At 63.2% G+C, this 23819-nt stretch carries 27 protein-coding genes and 1 pseudogene; 21 read left to right on the top strand and 7 right to left on the bottom strand.

Annotation, left to right across the window (positions count from 1 at the left end; translation table 11 throughout):
* Nucleotides 1-41: 41 nt before the first annotated feature.
* Nucleotides 42-989 (bottom strand): MurR/RpiR family transcriptional regulator, encoded by a 948-nt coding sequence (locus LB528_RS15340; protein ID WP_224513882.1) that lies wholly within the window; start codon nucleotides 987-989, stop codon nucleotides 42-44.
* Nucleotides 990-1264: 275 nt separating this feature from the next.
* On the opposite strand from LB528_RS15340, the gene LB528_RS15335 reads away from it, so the two are divergent.
* From LB528_RS15335 to LB528_RS15315, 5 genes are all read left to right on the top strand, one after another.
* Nucleotides 1265-2092, top strand: coding sequence for an ABC transporter ATP-binding protein (locus tag LB528_RS15335; RefSeq protein WP_224715402.1), 828 nt, complete (start codon nucleotides 1265-1267; stop codon nucleotides 2090-2092).
* Nucleotides 2089-2937 carry an ABC transporter permease gene (locus LB528_RS15330; protein WP_224513880.1) on the top strand — a complete coding sequence of 283 codons (849 nt, stop codon included), beginning with the start codon at nucleotides 2089-2091 and terminating at the stop codon, nucleotides 2935-2937. Before LB528_RS15335 ends, LB528_RS15330 begins: the two co-directional genes overlap by 4 nt.
* Nucleotides 2938-3017: 80 nt before the next feature.
* Entirely contained in the window at nucleotides 3018-4184 is a 1167-nt protein-coding gene (locus tag LB528_RS15325) for an ABC transporter substrate-binding protein (RefSeq protein ID WP_224513879.1), read from the top strand.
* 71 nt (nucleotides 4185-4255) lie between these two features.
* Complete coding sequence (locus LB528_RS15320) at nucleotides 4256-5347, top strand: Gfo/Idh/MocA family protein (protein ID WP_224715401.1); 1092 nt, start codon at nucleotides 4256-4258, stop codon at nucleotides 5345-5347.
* 234 nt (nucleotides 5348-5581) lie between these two features.
* Nucleotides 5582-5782, top strand: coding sequence for a hypothetical protein (locus tag LB528_RS15315; RefSeq protein WP_224715400.1), 201 nt, complete (start codon nucleotides 5582-5584; stop codon nucleotides 5780-5782).
* 59 nt (nucleotides 5783-5841) lie between these two features.
* On the opposite strand, the gene LB528_RS15310 is transcribed toward LB528_RS15315, so the two are convergent.
* Complete coding sequence (locus tag LB528_RS15310) at nucleotides 5842-6438, bottom strand: invasion associated locus B family protein (RefSeq protein ID WP_224513876.1); 597 nt, start codon at nucleotides 6436-6438, stop codon at nucleotides 5842-5844.
* Between the two features lie 97 nt (nucleotides 6439-6535).
* On the opposite strand from LB528_RS15310, the gene LB528_RS15305 reads away from it, so the two are divergent.
* The 9 genes from LB528_RS15305 (at nucleotide 6536) to LB528_RS15265 (ending at nucleotide 13207) form a co-directional block, all read left to right on the top strand.
* Nucleotides 6536-6709 carry a hypothetical protein gene (locus LB528_RS15305; RefSeq protein ID WP_224513875.1) on the top strand — a complete coding sequence of 58 codons (174 nt, stop codon included), beginning with the start codon at nucleotides 6536-6538 and terminating at the stop codon, nucleotides 6707-6709.
* Nucleotides 6710-6817: 108 nt separating this feature from the next.
* The gene (locus LB528_RS15300; protein WP_224715399.1) at nucleotides 6818-7108 is read left to right on the top strand and encodes a hypothetical protein; all 291 of its coding nucleotides are present in this window, start codon (nucleotides 6818-6820) and stop codon (nucleotides 7106-7108) included.
* Nucleotides 7109-7357: 249 nt separating this feature from the next.
* Nucleotides 7358-7819, top strand: a complete 462-nt coding sequence (locus LB528_RS15295; protein WP_224715398.1) for an NUDIX hydrolase — start codon at nucleotides 7358-7360, stop codon at nucleotides 7817-7819.
* 221 nt (nucleotides 7820-8040) lie between these two features.
* On the top strand, nucleotides 8041-8364 hold the full coding sequence (locus tag LB528_RS15290; RefSeq protein ID WP_040990288.1) for an ArsR/SmtB family transcription factor: 324 nt from the start codon (nucleotides 8041-8043) through the stop codon (nucleotides 8362-8364).
* On the top strand, nucleotides 8361-8765 hold the full coding sequence (locus LB528_RS15285; protein ID WP_224513869.1) for an SRPBCC domain-containing protein: 405 nt from the start codon (nucleotides 8361-8363) through the stop codon (nucleotides 8763-8765). Before LB528_RS15290 ends, LB528_RS15285 begins: the two co-directional genes overlap by 4 nt.
* 78 nt (nucleotides 8766-8843) lie before the next feature.
* A complete protein-coding gene (locus tag LB528_RS15280) occupies nucleotides 8844-9236 on the top strand; it encodes a VOC family protein (protein ID WP_224513868.1) in 393 nt (130 codons plus the stop codon).
* 274 nt (nucleotides 9237-9510) lie between these two features.
* On the top strand, nucleotides 9511-9954 hold the full coding sequence (locus tag LB528_RS15275) for a DUF1801 domain-containing protein (protein ID WP_224513866.1): 444 nt from the start codon (nucleotides 9511-9513) through the stop codon (nucleotides 9952-9954).
* Nucleotides 9955-10031: 77 nt separating this feature from the next.
* A complete protein-coding gene (locus tag LB528_RS15270; protein WP_224513865.1) occupies nucleotides 10032-10430 on the top strand; it encodes a DUF1801 domain-containing protein in 399 nt (132 codons plus the stop codon).
* A gap of 299 nt (nucleotides 10431-10729) precedes the next feature.
* Nucleotides 10730-13207 (top strand): EAL domain-containing protein, encoded by a 2478-nt coding sequence (locus tag LB528_RS15265; protein ID WP_224715397.1) that lies wholly within the window; start codon nucleotides 10730-10732, stop codon nucleotides 13205-13207.
* Here LB528_RS15265 and LB528_RS15260 read toward each other — a convergent pair.
* Entirely contained in the window at nucleotides 13204-13764 is a 561-nt protein-coding gene (locus tag LB528_RS15260) for a GNAT family N-acetyltransferase (protein WP_224513863.1), read from the bottom strand. The genes LB528_RS15265 and LB528_RS15260 overlap by 4 nt on opposite strands.
* A 188-nt stretch (nucleotides 13765-13952) precedes the next feature.
* On the opposite strand from LB528_RS15260, the gene LB528_RS15255 reads away from it, so the two are divergent.
* Nucleotides 13953-14408 (top strand): DUF2214 family protein, encoded by a 456-nt coding sequence (locus tag LB528_RS15255; RefSeq protein ID WP_224715396.1) that lies wholly within the window; start codon nucleotides 13953-13955, stop codon nucleotides 14406-14408.
* A 9-nt stretch (nucleotides 14409-14417) separates the two neighbouring features.
* On the opposite strand, the gene nth is transcribed toward LB528_RS15255, so the two are convergent.
* Entirely contained in the window at nucleotides 14418-15224 is an 807-nt protein-coding gene (nth, locus tag LB528_RS15250; protein ID WP_224513861.1) for an endonuclease III, read from the bottom strand.
* Between the two features lie 22 nt (nucleotides 15225-15246).
* Here nth and LB528_RS15245 point away from each other — a divergent pair, with 22 nt between their 5' ends.
* Nucleotides 15247-15741, top strand: a complete 495-nt coding sequence (locus LB528_RS15245; RefSeq protein WP_224513859.1) for a DUF2244 domain-containing protein — start codon at nucleotides 15247-15249, stop codon at nucleotides 15739-15741.
* On the opposite strand, the gene LB528_RS15240 is transcribed toward LB528_RS15245, so the two are convergent.
* Nucleotides 15671-16519: a class I SAM-dependent methyltransferase gene (locus LB528_RS15240; protein WP_224715395.1), complete on the bottom strand. Its 849-nt coding sequence runs from the start codon at nucleotides 16517-16519 to the stop codon at nucleotides 15671-15673. The genes LB528_RS15245 and LB528_RS15240 overlap by 71 nt on opposite strands.
* A 162-nt stretch (nucleotides 16520-16681) precedes the next feature.
* On the opposite strand from LB528_RS15240, the gene LB528_RS15235 reads away from it, so the two are divergent.
* On the top strand, nucleotides 16682-17587 hold the full coding sequence (locus tag LB528_RS15235; protein WP_224513855.1) for a methylated-DNA--[protein]-cysteine S-methyltransferase: 906 nt from the start codon (nucleotides 16682-16684) through the stop codon (nucleotides 17585-17587).
* 92 nt (nucleotides 17588-17679) lie between these two features.
* Here LB528_RS15235 and LB528_RS15230 read toward each other — a convergent pair whose 3' ends face one another.
* Together LB528_RS15230 and LB528_RS15225 are read right to left on the bottom strand one after the other, a co-directional pair.
* The gene (locus LB528_RS15230) at nucleotides 17680-19797 is read right to left on the bottom strand and encodes a putative bifunctional diguanylate cyclase/phosphodiesterase (protein WP_224715394.1); all 2118 of its coding nucleotides are present in this window, start codon (nucleotides 19795-19797) and stop codon (nucleotides 17680-17682) included.
* Between the two features lie 71 nt (nucleotides 19798-19868).
* A pseudogene (locus tag LB528_RS15225) lies at nucleotides 19869-20141 on the bottom strand (PAS domain-containing protein); the annotation flags it as partial.
* A gap of 181 nt (nucleotides 20142-20322) precedes the next feature.
* On the opposite strand from LB528_RS15225, the gene LB528_RS15220 reads away from it, so the two are divergent.
* From LB528_RS15220 to LB528_RS15205, 4 genes are all read left to right on the top strand, one after another.
* The gene (locus LB528_RS15220; RefSeq protein ID WP_224715393.1) at nucleotides 20323-21228 is read left to right on the top strand and encodes a ribokinase; all 906 of its coding nucleotides are present in this window, start codon (nucleotides 20323-20325) and stop codon (nucleotides 21226-21228) included.
* 3 nt (nucleotides 21229-21231) lie between these two features.
* Complete coding sequence (locus LB528_RS15215; protein ID WP_224715392.1) at nucleotides 21232-22683, top strand: amidase; 1452 nt, start codon at nucleotides 21232-21234, stop codon at nucleotides 22681-22683.
* 93 nt (nucleotides 22684-22776) lie between these two features.
* Complete coding sequence (locus LB528_RS15210) at nucleotides 22777-23391, top strand: LysE family translocator (RefSeq protein WP_224715391.1); 615 nt, start codon at nucleotides 22777-22779, stop codon at nucleotides 23389-23391.
* A gap of 100 nt (nucleotides 23392-23491) precedes the next feature.
* A complete protein-coding gene (locus LB528_RS15205) occupies nucleotides 23492-23815 on the top strand; it encodes a hypothetical protein (RefSeq protein ID WP_224715390.1) in 324 nt (107 codons plus the stop codon).
* Nucleotides 23816-23819 lie beyond the last annotated feature (4 nt).

Below are 23819 nucleotides of genomic sequence, written 5' to 3'. Positions count from 1 at the left end.
GCGCCGATCCACCTTCTCCCACAGGGGGAGAAGGGACTCTGCTAATCTCCCAATGGCTCCATCTCCTTGCCTGTCCGATGGATCTGGGCGTTGTACTTGATGCGGCGCACCGTCTCGCGCGCCGGGCCGTCGATCCTGTAAGCGGTCGCCACCGCCAGCAGGTCGATGGCGGCCAGGAAAGCGTAGCGCGACGCTGTCGGCTTCAGCGTGTCGGGGTATTCGGGAACCGCCATCGTCAGCCGCACGTCGCAGACCCGCGTCAGCTCGGTGTCGGGCGCCGTCACGCAGATCGCGTTGGCGCGGTAATGCTTGGCGAGCTCCACCGCTTCGATCACCTCGCGCGTGCGACCCGTTGCCGAGATCGCGATGACCAGATCGCCGGGCTTCAGCGTCGAGGCGGTCATGCGCATCAGATACGGATCGCATTGCGCGCTGATGGTGATGCCGTAGCGGAACAGCCGGTATTGCGTTTCCTGGGCCAGCGCCGACGAACTGCCGCCGAGGCCGAACACCGTCACCTGCCGCGCCTTGGCGATCAGTTCCGCCGCCTTCTGCAGCTGGCCCGGATCGATCTGCCGCTCCGCCTCCTGCAGCGCGCGCCGTGCCTCGCCAAACACCGCGTTCCAGAACGGCATGCCGCTGTCGCTGTTCGCGGGTTGCGGCTTGGTGGCGAGATAGAGCGCGCCGACGACCAGGCTCTGCGCCAGCTTCAGCTTGAAATCGCGCACGCCCTCGCAGCCGATGGCGCGGCAGAAGCGGGTGACCGTCGGCTCGCTGACCCCGGCGCGCTGGGCGAGCGCGGCGTTGGAAGCGTCGACCGCATATTTGACGTCGTCCAGCACGACATCGGCGACGCGGCGCTCGGCCGGCCGCAGCTCCGCATAGCTGTCCTTCACCTGCGAGATGATATCGGGAATGCGCCTGACATGGTCGTGCCGATCGCCGTCCTCGTCCGCCGTTCGCAACGCCTGGCTGTCAGCTTCGGTCATTGGCCAGTCCTCCCCCGCCCGCTTCGGGCCCTATCATTCTCGCGATTATCCGCCTGCTAACCATAGGCAATCAACCGAGACGAGTATGTAGGAAAGTAACACGCACCGCAAGCGATCATAAAACTGATAGAAATCAGACGATTACATAGGATCCGATTGAACCTGATTGCTTCCGCCATCTGTCGCCGCTTGACAGTAAAGTAGGATAGTTACAGACTGATTTTCGCGGACAGATGGGCCTCCGGCAACGCATCGCGCAGTCTCCGAGGGGGAGCATGAGTACGGCAAGCGCAAAAACGCCGAAGCTCGGCGTACAGGCAGCGACGAAGGTCTACCAGACGGGCTCCGGCGATCTTCTGGCGCTGGATCGCTGCAGCCTGGATGTTCAATCCAACGAGATCGTTTCGATCGTCGGTCCCTCCGGCTGCGGCAAGACCACGCTATTGTGGTCGATGTCGGGCCTGCATCGGCTGACCGCGGGCGCGATCCTGCTCGACGGCAAGGAGATCACCGGACCGCGCCCCGAGATCGGCATCGTTTTCCAGGAAGCGAACCTTTTGCCCTGGCGCAATCTCGACGCCAACATCAACTTCCCTTTCGAGATCAAGGGCGAGAAGCCGGATCGCGCATGGATCGCGCATCTGCTCAACCGGGTCGGCCTCGACGGGTTCGGCGGCAAGTTCCCGCGCGAGCTTTCCGGCGGCATGCAGCAGCGCGCCGCGATCGTGCGCGCGCTGGCGCTGAAGCCGTCCGTGCTTTTGATGGACGAGCCCTTCGGCGCGCTCGACAGCTTCACTCGCGAAGAGATGAACCGCCTCGTCGAGGAGATCTGGCTCGACACCAAGACCACCATCGTCTTCATCACCCACAGCATCGAGGAGGCGATCTTCCTGTCGGACCGTGTCGTGGTGTTGACGACACGGCCCGGCCGCGTCGCCAAGATCTACGACGTGCCGTTTCCGCGGCCGCGTTCGCTGGAGATCATGGCGACAAAAGAGGTCTTCGACCTCACCAACAAGATCAAGATGGATATCGTCGGCGAGCGCGTGCGGCCAAAGACGCCGGAACGACCATCGGCTGAGATCGTGAGGATCAGGCCGTGAGTGGAGGCGACGCCATTCCGGAATTCTCCAAGGCCAAATCGGGAGATGGGCAGGACGTCAGCCTGACCAATCTTTCGGCCTTCGCCAGCGGTCCCGGCATCAAATCCGGCGCCGAGGTGGCGGCGATCCTTGCCGTGGCGGTGGTGATCATCGGCGGCATCGAGCTGGCGCTGCGCATCTTCCATGTGCCGCAATATATCATGCCGCCGCCGAGCTCGATCGTTTACGCCTTATTCGACGAGTTTCCGCTGATCGCGCCGCATCTCGGATACACGCTGGTCGAGCTTGTCTCGGGCTTCGCCATCGGCGCCGTCGTCGGCTTGGTGATGGCGGCGGTGATCACCCAGTTTCCCTTCGCCGAGAAGATCGTCGCGCCCTATATCCTGATCCTCGTCACCACGCCCATGCTGGCGCTGGTACCGTTGCTCATCCTGCGCTTCGGTTTCGGCTACACGCCGCGCATCATCGCGGTGGCTTTGGCAGCCGGCCCGATGGTAATGATCAACGCTGCTACCGGCTTCCGCCGCGTCGACAGCGCCAAGATCGCTTTAGCCCGCTCCTATGGCGCCAGCACGCTCCAGATCTTCTGGAAGATCCGCGCGCCGATGGCGCTGCCGATGATTCTGGTCGGTCTGATGATCGGCGCGATCTTCGGCCTGCTCACCGCCGTCGGCGCCGAGATGGTCGGCGGCGGCTTCGGTCTCGGCAACCGGCTTACCTCCTATTCCTCGATGATCCAGATGCCGCAATTCTTCGCGGTGGTGCTGATCCTGTCGACGCTCGGCATCCTGATCTACGCGCTGTTCTTCCTGATCGGCAAGAAATGGGCGAGCTGGGAGACATGAAGACGACCAAATGAACGCCCGGGAGGCGGGCAAAGGCAAGGCAGCGATCGATAGAAGGCAATCAACAAAAGGGGAATGCCATGACCAATGAAAGCTCATTCGACACAAGAGCAGGCATCAGCCGCCGCTATTTCCTGCAGGTGACGGCGGCCGGCGTCGTGACCGCCACCGCGCTCGGCGCATCGGGCCTTAGAGCCAGGGCGGCAGCCTATGAAAAATTCACCTGGATCTCGCCGCGCGGCACGCTGGAAGTGCTGGACGACTATCCCTACTGGTCGGCGAAGAAGGCAGGCTATTTCGGCGACCTCAACACTGACATGCAGCCGGGCCCGTCGGACGGCACCGCGACGGTGAAGTTCGTCGATGTCGGCCAGGCCGACATGGGCTTCCCCTCGCCCGGCGTCTTCTCCTTCGCCATCCAGAACGGCATGAAGCTGAAGTCCGTCTTCCACATGGGCGCGCGCGACACGTTCAGCATCGCCTTCCGCAAGGGCCAGGGAACCAAGAACCTCAAGGACCTCGAAGGCAAGACCATCCTGCTCGGCTCCGCCGCCTGGCAGTCGATCGTCGATCCGCTGCTTGCCGCGCAAGGCGTCGACATCAAGAAAGTGAAATATGTCGAGGCCGGCTGGCCGACCTGGGGCACCGCGCTCGCCGGCGGCCAGGGCGACGCGGCGCTGTCATGGGAAGGCTTGCGCGCCGAATGGATCGCCAAGGGGCTCGACTTCGAATACTGGCTGGGTGTGCAGAACTCGAAGCTGCCGGCCAACACCTTCGTCGTGCGCGCCGCCGACCTCGAAGACGCTGACAAGAAGGCCTTCCTGGAGAAATATCTGCGCGGCTGGGCGATGGGCCTCGAATTCGGCTACCAGAACCCGCGCGCCGCGGTCGAAGCCGTGTTCGAGCAGTTCCCGACCTTGGCCAAAAACCTTGGGCCGGAACTCGGCACCACCTCGATCCTGCAGCAGATCAACGTCTTTCGCGGCGACATGGACAAGCGCGGCGGCTGGGGCTCGCACGACATGGCGAGCTGGCAGGGCTTCTTCGACGAGATTCTGAAAATCGGCCAGATCACCGCGCCGGTGAAGGCGGAAGACGTCTGCACCAACGACCTGATCAAGCCAGCCAACGACTTCGACAAGGCCAAGGTCAAGGCCGATGCCGACGGCGTGAAACTGTCGGAAGGCTTTGCTGCGCTCGATGTCGACAAGATCAAGGCGCACCTGTTCGACTCCGCCGTCAAATAGGGCAGACCGACCGACCAACGGGCGGCGTGATGCGCCGCCCGAATTAACGTTCAAGCATCGAGGAGGCTTCGATGGCCGGCAAAGTGAGAATCCTGGTGGTTGGTCTGGGCAATATGGGCGCCTCCCATGCCAGCGCCTATCACCGCTCCGACGGCTTCGAGATCGTCGGCATCATGAGCCGCTCGATCAACAGCAACAAGAAGATCCCGAAGGAGCTCGCCGGCTACCCTCTCTACGAGGATTTCGACCTGGCGCTGAAGGAGACGAAGCCGGACGCCGTCTCCATCAACAGCTGGCCCAACACACATGCCGAATATGCGCTGAAGGCGATCGCCGCCAACTGCCATGTGTTCATGGAAAAGCCCTTGGCCACCAACATCGCGGATGCCGAGAAGGTTGTGGCCGCCGCGCGCTCGAAGAACCGCAAGCTGGTGCTGGGCTACATCCTGCGGGTACACCCGTCCTGGATCAAATTCATCGAGGTCGGCAAGACGCTCGGCAAGCCGCTGGTGATGCGCCTCAACCTCAACCAGCAGAGCAGCGGCAGTGCCTGGCACTGGCACAAGAACCTGATCGACTCGCTGATCCCGATCGTCGACTGCGGCGTGCACTATGTCGACGTCATGTGCCAGCTGACCGGCGCCAAGCCGGTGCGTGTGCACGGCATCGGCGCAAAACTCTGGGCCGAGGCCGACAAGCAGAATTACGGCCATCTCCACGTCACCTTCGATGACGGCTCGGTCGGCTGGTACGAGGCGGGCTGGGGTCCGATGATGAGCGAGACCGCCTATTTCGTGAAGGACGTGGTCGGTCCGAAAGGCGCCGTCTCGATCGTCGCCGGCCAGTCGGGGAGCAGCGCCAAGGAGGCGGAGGAAGTCTCGGACTCCGCCGACATCGACCGCCACACCAAGACCGACGCGTTGAAGATCCATTATGCGCAGGTCGACGGCGACAAGAATTTTACCAAACCCGACGAGATCGTCAGCATGGAGGATGAACCCGGCCACCAGGAGCTCTGCGACCGCGAGCAGGCTTTCTTCCTGCGCGCCATCCGCGAGGACCTTGATCTCAGCGAGCAGATGGATGCCGCGGTCAACAGCCTGCGCATCGTGCTGGCGGCCGAGCAGAGCATCGCGGAGAAGCGGACCGTCGAGCTGACCTAGAGCAACTCCAGGAAAAGTGCGTAGCGGTTTTCCGCCAAAAACAAAGACGCCGCGCCAGCCCTCTCATCCGGCCGCTTCGCGGCCACCTTCTCCCGGTGGGGAGAAGAGGTTGGAGCCGACGCTGACGATCTCCTGTCCCCGCCGGGGAGAGGTCAGCCGAGCGAAGCGGAGGCTGGGTGAGGGGAGCCGCCGGGCCATTCTCAGCCTCCGGCAAGAACCTGACGGGAGGAACACATGGCTGCGATTTCGGAGAGCCTGCTCGATACCTACACCAACTCCGATGCCCTGGGCCTGGCCGACCTGGTGAAGCGCGGCGAGGTTTCTGGCATCATCACCGAGACCGGCGTCGGCTATCGGTTGCGCGAAGTCGATTGGAACGAAGGGGGCGACAGGCATCCGCCGGTCGCCCTGAGCCATTCCAGGAAAGGTATGTAGCGGTTATCCGTCCGGAATTGCGTAGAACAGCTCTAAGACGAATACGCTTGGTTCGCCGGTCAGTCCGCAGACAGGTCCGCCGTCCGCGCCAGGGCGCTGCCGAAGCCGTTGAGCGAGATGGTGAAGGAGATCGGCTGCGTCGTGTCGGCCGCCGTGGCGTTGACCTTCAGCGTGGTGCCATTCTGCAGCAACGGCGTGATATTGGCATCGAACGTCACCGGCACCAGGCAACCTACCGCCTGGCAAGTGTTGAACTGCAACGTGCCATCCAGCTTCTTGTCGTCGATTTCGAACGAGATTCCGTTGGCCAAGGCAAGCCCGAAGGGCAGCGCCAGCGTGCCGGCGGCGTCCTGGCCGGTCTTGGTCGTCAATTCGATCGCCAGCAGCCGCTGGCCGCTCTGTTTGTTGAACTGCTGGTGCGACAGGCTGCAGACCTTGTTGGTGCCGGTGACCTGGCAGTTGACCGTCCAGTCGCCATGCGTTTCCGATAGCGCCGAGGCGCCGCCCGGCAGTTGCGGCTTGGCCGCCGCGTCGGTGGGCTGGGCCGCTGGAGCCATTTTGTCGGTCTTGTTCTGCGCGGCAAGTCCCGCCGCCGGCACACCGGCAATGCAGGCGGCTGCCAGCATCGCTGCGAGATACGCGTACTTCGTCCTCATAAGATCCCTTCTTGGCCGTCGCCCCCGCGTCAGCTGGAAGCTGACCTTCAGAGGCGCGCTGACCGCGTTCTGCTTGATCGTTTGTCCGAAAGCGCCGTTGTACCTGACAGCCAACCCGGACGCCGTTAACGCCATTGAGCTCCAGCCCGGCGCCGACCGGATAGAGCGGCGAATCGATGGCTTCCGTCAAGTGCAATGCCGGATTGCCGGGCAGATTCTCGGCGGCGGCGGGATGTCGGCCCCGACCTCCAGCGCCGGCGTCACGGCCTAGTCGAGCGCGCAGCTTCCCTGAGCGGCATCACGTTTCGCAGTTGCCCATAGCGTTATTGGCCGTCCGCACTATATGAGGCGCATGGTTTTTCGTATGGGAGCCTTGCGAATGCTTCGTCTGGCTGTTCTATCAGGCGCCGTGCTGGCGGCCTCGGTTTTTGTGATTGCGCCCTCTTATGCGCAAATCGTCATCCCGACGAACCGCAACGCATTGGTGCAGCAGAATGAGCTGCAGCAGTTGCAGAACCGGTTGCAGCGGCAGCAATACCAGCAGCAGCAGCAAATCTATCGCGAGCTCGACCGGCCAGCCCTGCCCAGGAGCCAGCCCGATGTGCCGGTATTTGACAAGACGTGCCGGATGGAAGCAGTCGGCAACACGATTTCCAGGGTTTGCCGCTGACATTTTTGTTTTTTCAGTTTATTAGCCGACTTACTTGCTGGCGAAATGCCGGATTGCAAGGGCGGTGGTTCTAGAGCAATTCCAGGAAAAGTGTGACACGGTTCTCCGTCAGGAACTGCGTCAAAACTAAAGAGATAGAGCGTTTCGCCGTTTCCGTGAAACGGCGAAACGCTCTAGGGTTTGCAGGAGGACAGGTTTTTTGCGACGCGGATAGCATGCGGCAAGACGCTGCTCTCACCGAAACTTGGGATGACAACGATCAAGAAGAAAGCAGTTCGCAAAGCCAGGAAAGGCCAACGGATTCGCCAGGTGGCGGCCATTCCGTATCGGCTGCGAGAGGACGGCAGCCCCGAAGTGTTGCTGGTCACCTCACGCACCACGCGGCGCTTCATCGTGCCGAAGGGTTGGCCGATGAAGGGCAAGAGCGGGCGCAAGGCGGCAACGATCGAAGCCCAGGAAGAAGCCGGCGTTCTGGGCAAGGCGCTGAAGCAGCCTGCCGGCACCTATTCCTATTGGAAACGCATGACCGACGGGTTCATTCCCGTCGACGTTGTGGTCTATCTGCTCGAGGTCACCGAGGAGCTTGCCGACTGGCAGGAAGCCGCGAACCGGCAGCGCGCGTGGCTGCCGGCGGGAGACGCCGCATTGCTCATCGACGAGCCTGAGCTTTCGACGCTGCTGAGGGATCTGACGGTACCGACGGCGGCATAAGCCATCTCCTGTTCAGTGTCGTTCGGAAGGGTTCGCGGCGTGCCGGCCAGCGCCCAGAGCCACTCCCCCGGCAGCGGCTCGTGTTTCATTCGCTTTCCGCGATTGTTCCGAGGCGGACGCATCTTAGGCGTTGCGATTCGAGTGGGCCCCCATTCGCTGCTTGACTCATACATATCCCAGTGGTTATACGCTAATCAATAGCCAACGGGTTATTGATAAGAATGACGACCGCTCATGACATGCTGTTCAGGACGCTTGCCGATCCGACGCGGCGCGCCATCTTCGAACGTCTGTGCCGTCAGGGCGAGCAGACGGTCGGAGCCCTCACCGCGCAGGCCGGCGTATCGCAGCCGGCGGTGTCGAAGCATCTGGGCGTGCTCAAGGAGGCGGGTCTGGTGCGTGACCGTCATGAAGGGCGCCAGACCCATTACAGCGCGCAACTCAAGGCGCTTGCGCCCTTGATGGACTGGACGCGCGACATGGCGGGGTTTTGGGAAAGCCGGTTCGACGATCTGGAAGACCTGCTCAAAAGGATGGATCAATGAATGAAGCCGCAACGCGCTCCGTCATCGTCGAGCGCGAGATACCTTTTCCGCCGGAAAAGATCTGGCGTGCGCTCACCCAACCGCATCTCATCGAGGAGTGGTTGATGAAGAACAGCTTCAAGCCGGTCGTGGACCATCGCTTCAGCCTGAGCGCGGAATGGGGAGGCGTCGACTGCCAGGTGCGGACGGTCGAGCCAAACAGGACGCTGTCCTACAGCTGGGACACCAAGGATCTCGAGAGCGTCGTCACCTGGACGCTCACCCCGACGGGCAGGGGCACGCGTCTGCGCATGGAGCAGGTCGGTTTCCGCACCGACCAGGAGCCGTACTACCGCGGCGCCACGGTGGGCTGGAAGCGCAACTTCACGGCCCTGGAGCAGCTGCTTTCGCGGATCGATTGACGTCCGCCGAAGCTTCAAAAGACAGACACGGCCCTGGCGGGGCGGCAAACCGCAGGCGTAAGCAGTGGAGGCACCAAAATGAAGATCAAGCTGACCAGCATCTATGTCGACGACCAGGAAAAGGCCCTCGGCTTCTATACCGACGTGCTGGGCTTCACCAAGAAGGCCGACTTCACCAACGGGCCGTTTCGCTGGCTGACTGTCGTCTCGCCGGACGATCCTGACGGCACCGAGCTGCAGCTGGCCCTGAACGACAATCCGGCGGCAAAGACCTATCAGCAGGCCATCTTCAAGCAGGGGCAGCCGGCGCTGATGCTGTTCACCGACGACATCAAGGCAGATCATGAGCGCATCAAGGCCAATGGCGGCAGCTTTGCCATGGCGCCGACAGCAGTGACCGGCGCGACCATCGCACAGCTCAACGACACCTGCGGCAACCTCATTCAGCTTTCGCAGTTGGCGCGCTGGTAGGCCGCTCGATCCGTCTCGTCATTTGCAAGGGAGGTTGGAATTGAACTGGAGCAAATGGATCAGGCAGCTTCACCGCTGGCTTTCGATCATCTTCACCGTCACCGTCATTGCCAATTTCGCCGCCATGGCCATGGGCCCGCCGCCCGCCTGGATCGTCTATTCGCCGTTGATCCCGCTTTTCCTGCTGCTGTTCAGCGGCCTCTATATGTTCGTGCTGCCCCTATGCCGTCAAATGGCGCGGGGAGCCGGCGGGCGAGCGCACGGGATCGGTCTGATGGCGCAGGCGAAATCGAAGGCCGCCGCGTCTCCGGACACGAAGCCCGTCCTGCTTTCCGGCGGCAACCCGCAGATCGCCAAGGGCTACGGCGATGCTCCCGTGCAGGCTTATATCGCGGCGATGCCGGGCTGGAAGAGCGAAGTCGGGCGCCGGCTCGACCGGCTCATTGTGCAGACCGTTCCTGGTGTGCAAAAGGCCGTCAAATGGAACTCTCCCTTCTACGGCATGGAAGGCGAGGGCTGGTTCCTCGGCATCCATTGCTTCGCCAAATACATCAAGATGGCGTTCTTTCGTGGCCTGTCGCTGAAGCCCGTGCCGCCTGTTGAATCCAGGAGCAAGGACACACGCTATTTCCGCATCCATGAGAACGACCGGCTCGACGAGGAGCAATTCGTTTCTTGGGTGAAGCAGGCGAGCCAGCTGCCCGGCGAACGGATGTAAGCGCACGAAAAATTAAGCGCCGTCTCCCGAAAGGGCCATGGTGGCGATCTCTTATCCAGCATCGAGGAGAACCGGACATGCAACAAGGCGACGTACAGGATGGCAAGTCTGCGTCCGAGCTGATCGACGGACGGATCAAGGAGCTGGGCGACTGGCGGGGCGAGACGCTCGCCCGGCTCCGCGCTCTTATCAGGGAGGCTGCCCCCGAAGCCGTCGAGACGTGGAAATGGCGCGGCGTGCCCGTCTGGGAGGATGCCGGCATGATCTGCACGGGCGAGACCTACAAGGCCGTCGTCAAGCTGACTTTCGCCAGGGGCGCGGCGCTGCCCGATCCCAAGAAGCTCTTCAACTCCAGCCTCGAAGGTAATACGAGGCGCGCCATCGATTTCAAGGACGGCGACACGATTGACGCCGATGCCCTGAAGGCGCTCGTCCGCGAGGCCGTGGCCCTCAACAAATCCAAGACCAAGCGCTGAGGCGCGGCTGCCCGGGTTCTATCGGATTGATGTTGCCGGCTTTTCTTCCCCGCCCTCGCACTGTGGATCGATACTATGCGCCAAATGTCGCGATCACGCGACGTAAGCATCCTTCTGTTGCTTAGCAATAAGTCATGAAACAAATACTGGACAAATTTATCGGCCGTTAAGCCAGGCGCGCTATCTGGATCGATGTCGCCAGTAACCGCGCGACATGCGGGGAAGACTATCGTCTCAACCGACGGATGAGCCGGTCGGACAGACACTGAGGGAGCCAGCGCTAGCTCGATGGGAATGGGATGAAGCTCTCATCGACCGACGCCGCCCCGCGTCTCATCGGACTGGTCTGGCCTTTCGTCGCGGTCGTCCTGATCCAGGCGCTGGTTGCGACGCTCAGCCTCCACACGCTGTCTGCCGTCCGCGCCTATGTCGGCGGCGAAAGCCAATGGTCGAAGGGGCAGAAGCACGCCATCTATTTCCTCAGCCTTTATGCCGACACCGGTCGGGAAGAGTATTTCAACGAATATCGTCAGGCCATCGCCGTGCCGCTCGCCGATCGCGCGGCGCGGCTTGCGCTCGAACAGGCCGAGCCCGACGCGAACGCGGCCAGGCTTGGCTTTCTTGGCGGCAACAACCACCCAGACGATGTCGCCGGCCTGATCTGGCTGTTTCGGAATTTCCGCGGCGTCAGCTATCTCGACACCGCGATCCGGCACTGGACGGATGCCGACGAGATGATCCTCGCCATCGAAAGACTTGGCGACGACATGCATCGCAGGCTCGAGAACGGGCCGGCCTCGCCGACCGAGACCGGTCTCTGGAAAGCGGAAATCCACCAGCTCGACCGCCGGATCGGGCCGCTCGCCAAGGCCTTTTCCGACAGCCTCGGCGAGGGATCGCGCGTCATCAAGATGGCGCTAACGGCGGCCAATCTCGCCACCGCTGCCCTGCTTATCCTGCTCGCCGTCTGGCGCACGCGCAAGCTGATGAAACAGCGCCAGGCATTTCAGACGGCCCTCAATGCCGAGCGCGAGCGTGCTCAGATCACATTGGCCTCGATCGGCCAGGCGGTGATCAGCACCGATGCCGAGGGGCGGCTGGACTATATGAATGCCGGGGCGGAAAGGCTGCTCGCCTGCCCGCTTGCCGCAGCCAGGGGCAGACCGGTCGCCTCGTTGTTCCGGCTCGTCGACAAGGACAGCGGCGTCGAGGAGACCGATCTGATCACGCGCCTGCTCGCAGGCGAGCCGCGCCGCTCCAACGTGCGCCCGCAGCTTCTGGAGCGTTCCGACGGCTCGGTCGTGCCGGTGGCGCTGAATGGCGCGCCGCTGATCGTTTCCGGCAAGGTCCTCGGTTGCGTCCTGGCCCTGCACGACATGACGCGCGAGCAGGACTATATCGAGCGCCTGTCGTGGCAGGCATCGCATGATGCGCTGACCGGTCTCGTCAACCGTCGCGACTTCGAGAACCGGCTGGCGGACGCGATCTCCGGAGCGCCGGAAAGGCCGCGCCGGCACGCGCTGATGTATCTCGACCTCGATCAGTTCAAGCTGGTCAACGACACATGTGGCCATGCCGCCGGCGACCAGTTGCTGCGCCAGATCTCGGTGCTGCTCGCCAACGAGCTGCCGCCCGGCGACATCCTGGCGAGACTGGGCGGCGACGAGTTCGGCGTGCTGCTCTTCGATTGCGATGCCGACTGTGCCGCCGCGACCGCCGAACGGTTGCGCGCCACGGTCCAGGATCTGCATTTCTCCTGGGATGGACGTCCCTTCAACATCAGCGTCAGCATCGGCATGGTCGAGGTCGCCAATGCCGGCATGACGCTGGAAGAGGTACTGCGCGCCGCCGACGTCGCCTGTTACATGGCGAAGGAAAAGGGCCGCAACCGCGTCCAGCTCCACAGCGACGGGGACACCGCACTTCGCGAGCGCTTCGGCGAGATGGCCTGGGTGCAGCGCCTGCATGCCGCGCTGGATGAGGACCGCTTCAGACTGCACGCGCAGGAGATCGCGCCGTTGCGCGACGATATTGCCGAGGCAGGCGCACATATCGAAATCCTGCTCAGGCTGACCGATGTGGACGGCAGCTTCGTCACCCCGCAGAGCTTCATTCCGGCGGCGGAGCGCTACGGATTGATGCCGGCGATCGACCGCTGGGTAGTGCGCAACACCTTCGCCACATTGGCGGCGAGGCTCGCCGATCCGCGCGCTGTGCCGATATCCACCTGCGCGATCAATCTTTCCGGTGCAACTTTCGGCGACGAGACATTTCTCGGCTTCCTGCGCGAGCAATTCGCCGAGCACGCCATCGCGCCCGAAACAATCTGCCTGGAGATCACCGAGACCAGCGCCATCGCCAATCTGACCGAGGCGATGCGCTTCATCGCCGACCTGCGCGGGCTGGGCTGCCGCTTCGCGCTCGACGATTTCGGCTCCGGCATGTCGTCCTTCGCCTATCTGAAGCATCTGCCGGTCGACTACCTCAAGATCGACGGCGGCTTCGTCAAGGACATGCTCGACGACCGCATCGACCGCGCCATGGTCGAGATGATCCATCACATCGGCAAGGTGACGGGAAAACGCACCATCGCCGAATTCGTCGAAAGCGACGGCATCGTCGAAGCCTTGATGGCGATCGGCGTCGACTATGCGCAGGGCTATGCCATCGCGAGACCCCAGCCATTCGACGCGACGACGGTTCTGCGCAGCCGGCCGGGTGCAAGGGCGGACGCGTGGGAAGGCGTGGCGGGGCCCTTGCGCCGTAAGACGGGTTAAGCGTTTCCCTTTCCGGATCCGGCCTGCCGCTCCAACAGGATCGTCGGCTTCTCGTGATAGGTGGTCCGCAAAATCTCTCTATAGCCGTTCCTTTCGGCCACCTTCTGAGAAGCGCCGTTTTCCGGATCGATGATGCAGACGGTTCTCGCCTGTCCGAACGTCTCGTCACTCCAGGCGACGATCCGCCCGACGACCTCGCTCGCAAGCCCTCGGCCGTGCGCCTCCGAGGCCAAGGCCCAGCCGGCTTCCGGCACGCCTTCGATCGACGGTTCGATCTCACGCTTCAGGTCATGGAAGCCGGCCTCGCCGATGAAGCGCCCCGTCGCCTTGTCCTCGATCGCCCAGAACCCATAGCCGATCAGCGACCACAGGCCGGCATGGCGCAGGAAGCGCATCCAGCTCTCCTCGCGCGTGCGCGGCTTGCCGCCGATGAAACGGGTGACGGCGGGCTCCGCCCACATGGCGGCATAGGTCTCGAAATCGTCCAGCCTGTGCGGCCGCAAAACGGTGCGCGCCGTTTCGAGGATCGGCACGCCGGCTTCCGTTTTGATGCTCATGGCATTGCCCTCCATTGACGCGTCAGTGCTTAGCAAACCAGGGGGCTCGATCAAGGGCCAGGACAATGCGTTGGCTCTTCCAGCCATGACAGCCATGGCAGGGCTGCATCGCTATGGGCTTTTCGCCTGGCGATGCTAGTTTGCGCCCGAAGCCGACCCGGAAATGCAAGTCTACCGAAGGAAGAACCATGGACACCACAGACCTGTTGCTGGCGATCGCGCATCACCTTCTGGTGTTCTCGCTGGCCGCCATCATTGGTGCCGAGTTCGTGCTGGTGCGCGGCGATCTGGGCGCGGCGACCCTGAAGCGCCTTGCCGGCATCGACCGTCACTATGGCATCATTGCAGCGCTGATCGTCATCGTCGGCATCTGCCGGGTGTTCTTCGGGCTGAAGGGCTGGGAATTCTACGTCTACAATTGGGTGTTCTGGGCAAAGATGGTGGCCTTCATCATCGTCGGCCTGCTGTCGATCGTGCCGACCATGCGCTTCCTCTCCTGGAACAGGCAAGCGAGCGGCAATCCGTCTTTCGCCGTGCCGGCGGCGGAACTGGCATCGGTGAAGAACTATGTCCGCGCCGAGGGCTTCATCTTCCTGCTCATTCCGGTTCTTGCCGCGGCGATGGCGCGCGGCTACGGCTATTAGAACACCACTCTAGGCCTCGACCGGAAACGTCTCATCCAGCGGCGCGATCGGTACCAGCGCGGCCGGCACGTCGGTGGTCTTTTCCTTCGACTTGCAGATATCGGCGATGACGCAGACCGGGCAATCGGGCTTGCGCGCCTTACAGACATAGCGGCCATGCAGGATCAGCCAGTGATGCGCGTGGCGCATATATTCGGCCGGAATGACCTTGAGCAGCCCTTGTTCGACCTGTTCCGGCGTCTTGCCGGGCGCCAGCCCGATCCGGTTGCCGATGCGGAAGATATGCGTGTCGACCGCCATGGTATGCTGGCCGAAGGCGACGTTGAGCACGACGTTGGCGGTCTTGCGCCCGACGCCCGGCAGCTTCACCAGCTCGTCGCGATCCTGCGGGACCTGGCCTGCATAATCGTCGATCAGCGTCTTCGACAGCGCGATCACGTTCTTGGCCTTGTTGCGCCACAGACCGATGGTGCGGATATAGTCGCCGAGCTTGGCCTCGCCCAATGCCAGCATCTTGGCCGGCGTGTCGGCCGCCGCGAACAGCGCCTTCGTCGCCTTGTTGACGCCGGCGTCCGTCGCTTGCGCGGACAGCACCACCGCGACCAGCAGGGTGAAGGCGTTGACATAGTCGAGCTCGCCTTCCGGCTCCGGCCGCTGCACGGAAAAACGCCTGAAGATCTCGCGCACCTCGGCGGGGCTGTAGAGCGATCGGGAAGCGGCTTTTCGTGGCCGCGCACCGGCCGCCCGGCCGCTGCCGGCAAGGGCGGGATAAGGTCTTTCGACAGCTGCGGATTTTTTCGACTTGGGGGGCGCCATTTCCTTCCTATAATATTCCCTCATGAGCGACACAAACGCCTCGTTCCGGGCCGACGAGCCATTTTTCCAGGCCTTGCTGACGCCGCACCGCTCGCTCGGCCGCACCGGCTTCCTGATCCTGATGGGAGCGCTTCTGTTCGGCTGGGCGGTCACCGGCGCGTTCTTCCTGGCGCATGGCGCCTGGCCGGTGTTCGGCTTCTTCGGCCTCGACGTGATCGCCGTCTACATCGCCTTCCGCGCCAATTACCGCGCCGCGCGCGCCCGCGAGGAAATCTCGGTCTCGCGCACCAGCCTCGACATCCTCAAGACCGCACCGTCCGGGCGATCCGAAGCGCATCATTTCAATCCGTTCTGGACGCGGTTTTCGATCGCCCGCCATGCTGAGATCGGCATCACCAAAATGGCGGTGGAAGCGCAGGACAGGAGCGTGGCGATCGGCGGTTTCCTCAACCCCGACGACCGCGAAAGTTTCGCCACCGCCTTTTCGCGCGCGCTGGCGACCGCCAAGACACGCTGACACACAGTTCCTCAGAACCGGTAGCGCAGCAGCCTGCCGACCTTGCGCATGGCGGGATGAGCTTCCAGAGGCCAACGAACAACCGCGCGGACCAGCCCAGGCGCGCCCCTTGCTCCGGCTTGTAGGACGGAACCTCGCTGATGAAGCGAAGTTTCGGGATGGCTCGCTCCAGTTCGCGCGGATCCTCAATGGCCCAATGAACGTCGGCGCCCATCGCCTTCAAGGCCGGACTGAGGCGCATCAGCTTCAGCCCGAAACGGCTATAGGCATCGAACATCAGCTCGCCGCCAGCCAGATGCTCGACAAGCCGCGCAAGCAGCAGCGGTCCCTCGTCGGCAGCGAGATACGGCGTCAGCCCCTCGGCCACGACCATCGCCGGGCAATTGCGCGGCACCTCGGCCAGCCAGCCCGGTTCGGTCACCGACGAAGCAATCAGATGATACTGGTCCCTGGGCGGATAGAGCCTGCGCCTGAGCGCGACGACGTCAGGATAATCGACATCGAACCAGTCGACGCCTGGCAGTGGGTCGACCCGGAAGATCCGAGTGTCGAGCCCGCATCCCAGATGCAGCACGATCGCGTCCGGATATCGCGCAAGGAAATCCCGGATGCTGACGTCCAGCGTTTTCGCCCTGATCGCAAATCCCAACCCGAGATTGCCGTCGACCTTGAGCCTTGAGAAATCATAGTCGATCTTGCGCACCGCCTCGTCGGCGAAGCGATCCTGGAGCAGCGAATTGGGCAGCCGGCTCTCCAGCGCCTTGCCATAAAGCGTCATCGCAAGGTTTCCTTGGCCCCGGTCAGATCGACCTTTTCGCCGGCCATGATTGTCCTCTTCGTTCCGAAGCTGACTCTATCTGGGTGCCGACGTCAGGAAGGCAAGTTTCGGGTGGTTGCAAAGCTCTGGAAGACCGATATTCGCGACCAAGGAGATATTGCTATGAACGCTCAGATGACCATGAATACGCGGATGAAACCGACCGCGGTCCTTGAGAACGACATCACGCCGGAAGGCAGCGACTATGACGTCGTGCGCCGCGCCATCGAGAAGATCAGCCTCGACTATCGCGACCAGCCCTCGCTGGAGGTGCTGGCCGAGGAAGTCGGCGAGACGCCGACCGGCCTGCAGAAGCTGTTCACGCGCTGGGCCGGCCTGTCGCCCAAGGCCTTCCTGCAGGCGGTGACGCTCGACCATGCGCGCAGGCTGCTCGATTCGGGCATGCCGCTCCTGGAGACCTCGTTCGAGCTCGGCATGTCCGGCCCCGGCCGGCTGCACGACCTCTTCGTCACCCATGAGGCGATGTCGCCCGGCGACTACAAGACCCGAGGCGCGGGTCTCACGATCCGCTACGGCTATCACATCTCGCCTTTCGGCATCGCGCTCATCATGGTCACGGACCGCGGTCTCGCGGGCCTCGCATTCTGTGACGCCGGCGGCGAGCGGACTGCCTTCGCCGACATGTCAGGCCGCTGGCCGAACGCGACTTATGTCGAGGACATGTCCGCCACCCAGGCTTACGCCGCGCGGGTCTTCGACCCGACGAAGTGGCGCGCCGACCAGCCGCTGCGCGTGGTGATGATCGGCACCGATTTCCAGCTTCGCGTTTGGGAAGCGTTGCTGCGCATCCCGATGGGCAGGGCCTGCACCTATTCCTCGATCGCGGCAAGCATCGGCGCGCCCAGCGCCAGCCGGGCCGTTGGCGCGGCGGTGGGCGCCAACCCGATGTCCTTCGTGGTGCCCTGCCATCGGGCGCTGGGCAAGTCCGGCGCGCTCACCGGCTATCACTGGGGCCTGACGCGCAAACGCGCCATCCTCGGCTGGGAAGCGGGACAGGTGGCTTCCTGAAATCGGTAGTCTGCTCTAACTATTTGTAGTCACGCAGCTTCCGTACGAAAAACGCCTTTCCCGGAATTGCCCAAGGCAGGCTTGCACCGCCGCTATTGCCCGCGCTGACGGCGCAAGGTGCCTGCCTTGGCGGCAAATCTGCCAACCTCATTCGCATATGCCTCGATCGGATGAGGACGTCCGATCAGATATCCCTGAAGCGCGTGACAGCCCTCGTCGCTGAGAAAGCTCAACTGCTCGAGCGTCTCGACGCCTTCAGCGATGATATCCATCGACAAGCCCCTGCCCAGTCCGACGATGGCGCGGATTATGGCGGCCGTCTGCGGATTCTTCTGGATCATTCCGACAAAGGACTTGTCGATCTTGATCTTGTCGAAAGGAAAAGACTGGAGATAGGAAAGCGATGAGTAGCCGGTCCCGAAATCGTCCAAGGCGACCTTCACGCCGAGCGATTTCAGCCGCCTAAGGATCGAACTTGCCCGCGAAAGGTCGTCGAGCAGGACGCTCTCGGTTATTTCAAGTTCAAGCCTTTTCGGATCGAGTCCCGATTCGAGCAGGATTTGGTGCAGCAGACTCGGAAGATCGCCCTGGCGAAATTGTACCGGAGACAGGTTGACGCCAACCTGAACCGGGTTGGGCCAAGACGCTGCCTCGCGGCATGCCTGCCGCAGCACCCATTCTCCCAAGGATATGATCAGTCCGCTCTCTTCGGCCACCGGAATGAACTCGGCAGGCGGGATTATTCCTCGTTCCTTGTGGGACCAGCGGACCAAAGCTTCGAAGCCGACAATCTCGCCGGATACGTTCGCCTGCGGTTGGTAATGCAGGAGCAACTCGCCGCTTGCCAGTGCCGAGCGCAAGTCTTGCTCGAGGACACGGCGTTCGCGCAGCTTGCGATCCATGTCGGCCTCAAACATCCGGAAAACGCCGCGGCCGTCGGCTCTTGCGCGATCAAGCGCCGCACGAGCATTGCTCAAGAGCGCCGCAACGTCTGTCGCATCATCGGGGAAGAACGTGATGCCGATGCTGAGCCCAACCCGCAGCGCACGGCCCTCGACATCGAAAGCGTCGGCGATTGTCGCCAGCAGACGGTCTGCCAATTCGATGGCTGTTGCTGGATGCGGGCCCTCGCTGACGATTATGGTGAACCCGCTGCCGCCTGTCCGCGCAAGGAAGTGCTTGCCAGCAACTCCTGCAAGGCGCTTCGCTGCCTTGCCAAGCAGAGTGTCCGCGACCACCGGGCCGTAGACGTCGTTGACCTCCTTGAAACCATCGATGTCAACACGCATGACGGCGAAAGACTCACGCCCGGACGTCGCCCGCTCGAGCGTGAATTCGAGGCGCTCGACAAGCATCGTTCGGTTAGGAAGATCGGTCAACGCATCATGGGTGGCCATGTGGGCGATCCGCGCGGCATCTCGCTTGCGGTCCGTGATGTCCTCGGCGACTGCAAGCACATATTTCGATTTGCCGTCGTGGCTCTCTACGGCCAATCGCCGGGTAATGAGATCGCGTACGCCCTTGTGCCGCGTGGGGATCTTCTCTTCCGCCGCGATCTGTACGGTATCGCAACGCAAGGCCTCCTGATCACGTGCCAGAAAGGACTCCGCATCCTCTGGCGGAAACAGCTCGGCATCGGTCTTTCCGATCAGTTCCTCTCGAGGGATGCCGAGCAGCCCCTCGCCCGCCCGATTCATCAAAACGTAGCGCCCGGCCTCTTTGGCGAAGAGCATGACCGGAATGTTCTCTATCACCGTGTCCAGGAACTCCCTCGCGCGGCGCATGCCGTCTTCCGCGAGCTTTCGCTCCGTCACATCTATGATGGCAGTCATGAAGGAGGCACGGCCATCATATTCGATAGGCTTGGAGTAGGCGACGATGTGGATCACGCTGCCGTCTGCCTTTATGTGACGCCAGCTGCGTCCGCTTCTGTCCGAGCCCTCGCCGGCATCCACGATCCGGCGGAACGCCTCGACGTCTTCCGGGGGCCTGATGTCGAGTATCGATTTTGAAAGGAACTGCTCGCGCGAGTAACCATAGCGCTCGACGGCGGCATGGTTGACGGCCAAAAAACGCAGACTATCCCGGTCAAACACCCACATCGGAACCGGGTTCTCCTCGAACAGCAACCGAAGCGAGGCCTCGTGCTGTTTGAGCGGCGTGATGTCCGAAATGCAACCGACGACGAAGCGAGCGCCGTTCGGCAGCAATGCGCGGGCTTGCGTGTCATCAACGTGCGGACTTTGCCGTCGGGGCCCCGAATGATCTCCTCATTCTCGTTGACTTCGCCGGTGTCCAGCACCAGCCGGTCGATCCGGCCGAACACATCTGCATGTTCCTTGGGGACGAAATCATAGTCGGTGCGGCCGGCCAGTTCCTCGAAGGATCGGCCCATGAAATCGCACATGCTTCGGTTCACCACGAGGAAGCGGGATTGGCTGTCCTTCACGAATATTGGGTGCGGAACCGCGTCCAGCACGAGCCGCACGGCGTCGGCATCATCGGTGGAAAATGACTTTGCGAGTTGGTCGAGCGGAGACTCTGAGCTGGGCATTCTTGTCTCGCGTTGCAGCCAGGAACCCAGCGGAAACGTTTACAGCTATAACTCTTACTTATTAGTAATCATCAAAACACTGTTCGTAACCAGAATTTAGGCCTCGTACAGACCGTCATCGGAACACTGGTAACCGCGTGCCTTCCGGAGTAGCTTCCCGCGCATCAGCAGGAGGCCCTTCTTGATTATCGTCGTCGGCTCGATCAACCTCGACCTCATCGCCAATGTCGACCGCCTGCCGGAACCCGGCGAGACGGTGCGCGGCTCCGGCTTCGCCACCGCGCCCGGAGGCAAGGGCGCCAACCAGGCGCTGGCCGCGGCGCGCGCCGGCGCGCAAGTGCGCATGGTGGGCGCGGTCGGCAAGGATAGCTTTGCCGCCGAGGCGCTCGCCCTTCTCAAGGCCGGCACTGTCGATCTGTCCGGTGTCGGGGAGAGCTTCGCCTCCACCGGCACGGCCTTGATCCTGGTCGGCGCCGACGGAGAAAACGTCATCGCCGTCGTGCCGGGCGCCAATGATTCGGTGGTGCCGGGCGATGTCGCCAAGACCTATCTCAAAAAGGGCGACGTCGTGCTCTTGCAGCATGAGATCCCGCTGCAGACGGTCGAGGCTACGCTTGACGCGGCGCGCGCGGCGGGCGCCGTCAGCGTGCTCAATACCGCACCCTTCCGTGCCGAAGCTGCCGGCTTCATCGGCAAGGCCGACTATGCCGTCGCCAACGAAACCGAGTTCGATCTCTATGGCGAGGCGCTGGCGCTTTCCGGGCGCGACCGCCCGGCCCGCATGCGCGACTATGCCCAAAAGACGGGCCACGCCATCGTCGTCACGCTCGGCGGCGACGGCGTGCTTGCCGCCACGCCCCACGATTTCCTCACCGTTCCGGCGCTGAAGATCACGCCGGTCGACACGGTCGGCGCCGGCGACACATTCTGCGGCTATTTCGGCGCCGGCCTCTCGTCCGGTCTCCCGCTTCAGGATGCGCTCAGCCGCGCCGCCGCGGCCGGGTCGCTCGCCTGCCTGAAGCCAGGCGCGCAACCGGCGATCCCGCTGGCCAAGGATGTCGACGCGGCTTTGGCGGGCACCCGTTAAGCGATGCGACCCGTCACAAAACATGCCGTGCCGCCGGCCGGCGATATCTGCCGCCTCTCCGCCGTCGAGCTCAATGAGGGGATCAGAAGGCGTCGCTTTTCGGTTCGCGAGGTGGTCGGCGCGTTCCTCGACCGCATCGAGGCCGTGAACCCGCGGGTCAACGCCATCGTCTCGCTACGCGAGCGCGCCGACATCCTGGCCGAGGCCGACAGGGCCGATGCTCATCTCGCCCGCGGCGGCGAGGCCGGATCGCTGTTCGGCCTGCCTATCGCCATCAAAGATCTTGCCCTGACCAAGGGGCTCAGAACCACCTTCGGCTCGCCGATCTTTGCCGATTTCATTCCAGACACGGACGACTTCTTCGTCGAGCGTATCCGCAAGGCCGGCGCTATCATCATCGGCAAGAGCAACACCCCGGAATTCGGGCTGGGTTCCAACACCTATAATCCGGTCTTCGGGCCGACGCTCAACGCCTTCGACCCCGCACTCACCGCCGGCGGCTCGAGCGGCGGCGCGGCCGTGGCGCTGGCGCTCGACATGATGCCGCTCGCCGACGGCAGCGACTTCGGTGGCTCGCTGCGCAATCCGGCGGCCTACAACAATGTCTACGGCTTCCGCCCGTCGCAGGGGCTGGTGCCTGCGGGCCCGGACGTCGACGCCTTCCATTCGCAGATGGGCGTCGAGGGCCCGATGGGCCGCAGCGTGCGCGACATCGCGCTGCTGCTCGATGAACAGGCCGGCTATCACCCGCACGCGCCGCTGTCATATGTCAAGGAGGGGTCGTTCCTCGACGGTTTAGGGGCGAAAGCGTCCGGCGGCCACATTGCCTGGCTGGGCGATCTCGGCGGCCACCTGCCGACGGAGCCGGGCGTGCTCGACCTCTGCGAGGCTGCGCTTGCCCGCTTCGCCGATGCTTTCTTCCACAGCGAAGCCTTGGTTCCGGATGTCGATTTCGAGGCGCTGTGGCAGGCTTTCGTCACCTTGCGCCAGGCAAGCAGCGGCTGCGGGCTTAAGGCGCATTACGACGATCCGGCAAAACGCAGCCTTCTGAAGCCCGAGGCTGTCTGGGAAGTGGAGCAGGCGATGCGCCTGACCGCGCCGCAGATCCATGCCGCGAGCGTCCGGCGCACCTCGTGGCACCGCACGCTGCTGTCGCTGTTCGAGCGCTTCGACCTGATCGCGCTGCCCACCGCGCAGATCTTCCCGTTCGACGTGACCACCCATTGGCCGCGCGAGGTCGCGGGGCGGGCCATGGACAGCTATCACCGCTGGATGCAGGTCTCCGCTTTCGCCACGCTGGGCGGCTGCCCGGCGCTCAACGTGCCGGCCGGCTTCGACGAGAGGGGCCGGCCGATGGGCATGCAATTGATCGGCCGCCCGCGCGGCGACCTCGCCGTGCTCAAGGCCGGCGCAGCCTATGAGGCGACACTGCCATGGGCGGTGGGGGCTGCGTGACGGGCCGCCCTGCCCGACTAGCTTGCGCCGGCGTCAATCCCGTGCATTGATCGCGGTCCGCCCAAGTCGGCGCTGTCCTGTTCGAGGGAAATGATGTCGCTGGAACTCTACGCCACCTATGTCGTCGCCTGCATCGTCATCATCCTGGTGCCGGGACCCACGGTCACGCTGATCATCGCCAACAGCATCCGCCATGGTTCGCGCGCGGGCTTGGCCAACGTCGCCGGCACCCAGGCCGGCCTTGCCATCATGATCGCCATCGTCGGCATCGGCCTCAACACGCTGATCGCCGGCATGGGCCACTGGTTCGAATGGGTGCGGCTGATCGGCGCCGCTTACCTGATCTGGATGGGCGTGCAGATGTTCCGCGCCAAGGGCGCGCTGAACCCCGACGGGTCGGCGAAGAAGCCGCGCGGCGGCTTCTTCCTGCAAGGGTTCCTGGTCGCCGTCAGCAATCCGAAGACCTTGGTGTTCTTCGGCGCCTTCTTCCCGCAGTTCATTTCACCGCAAGGCAATTATACGCTGCAGATCGTCGTCATGGGCCTGACCGCGATGATCTTCGCCGCCATGTCGGACTCGACCTATGCCTTTGCCGCCGGCCGAGCCGGCCGGCTGCTGTCGGCCAGCCGCGTCAGGCTGATGTCGCGCATCAGCGGCAGCTTCCTGGTCGGCGGCGGGCTGTGGCTGGCGTTCTCGAAGGCGAAGTAGAGGCGCCGGAACGGAAAGCATGAACGGCAATCTGCTGGGGTGAGCGGACGGGTTGAAAGTTTCCCTTCTGTCCGCCACATGAATCTATAAGTGGGGACTCATGCCAGTGTCCTGGACCTTTGAGGGTGTGAAAAGGAACGCACCCGGCGTCACCCTGATCATTGCTTTGTTCGCGTCGATCTTCGCTCTTGATCCGCATAAATGGGCGAATGACGCCAGCCCGATCCGTTTGGTCGAGCCAACGAACGCGACGGTCAAAAGCGCGCACTGGGACAAAGGCAGTCCGAGCACCTACATGCTTGTACTGGACGACGGCTCGTCTGTTTTCATCGACGATAACCGGCCGCACCTGATCGGTTCGCGCGTGACTCTAGAGCGCGTCACGCGCGACAACGGTTTTATCTTCTACCGGTTTCCGGAGTGAGTTG

Source organism: Mesorhizobium sp. CA4 (genome assembly GCF_020165075.1).
GTDB lineage: Bacteria > Pseudomonadota > Alphaproteobacteria > Rhizobiales > Rhizobiaceae > Mesorhizobium.
This window is presented reverse-complemented; position numbering and strand designations above follow the sequence as displayed.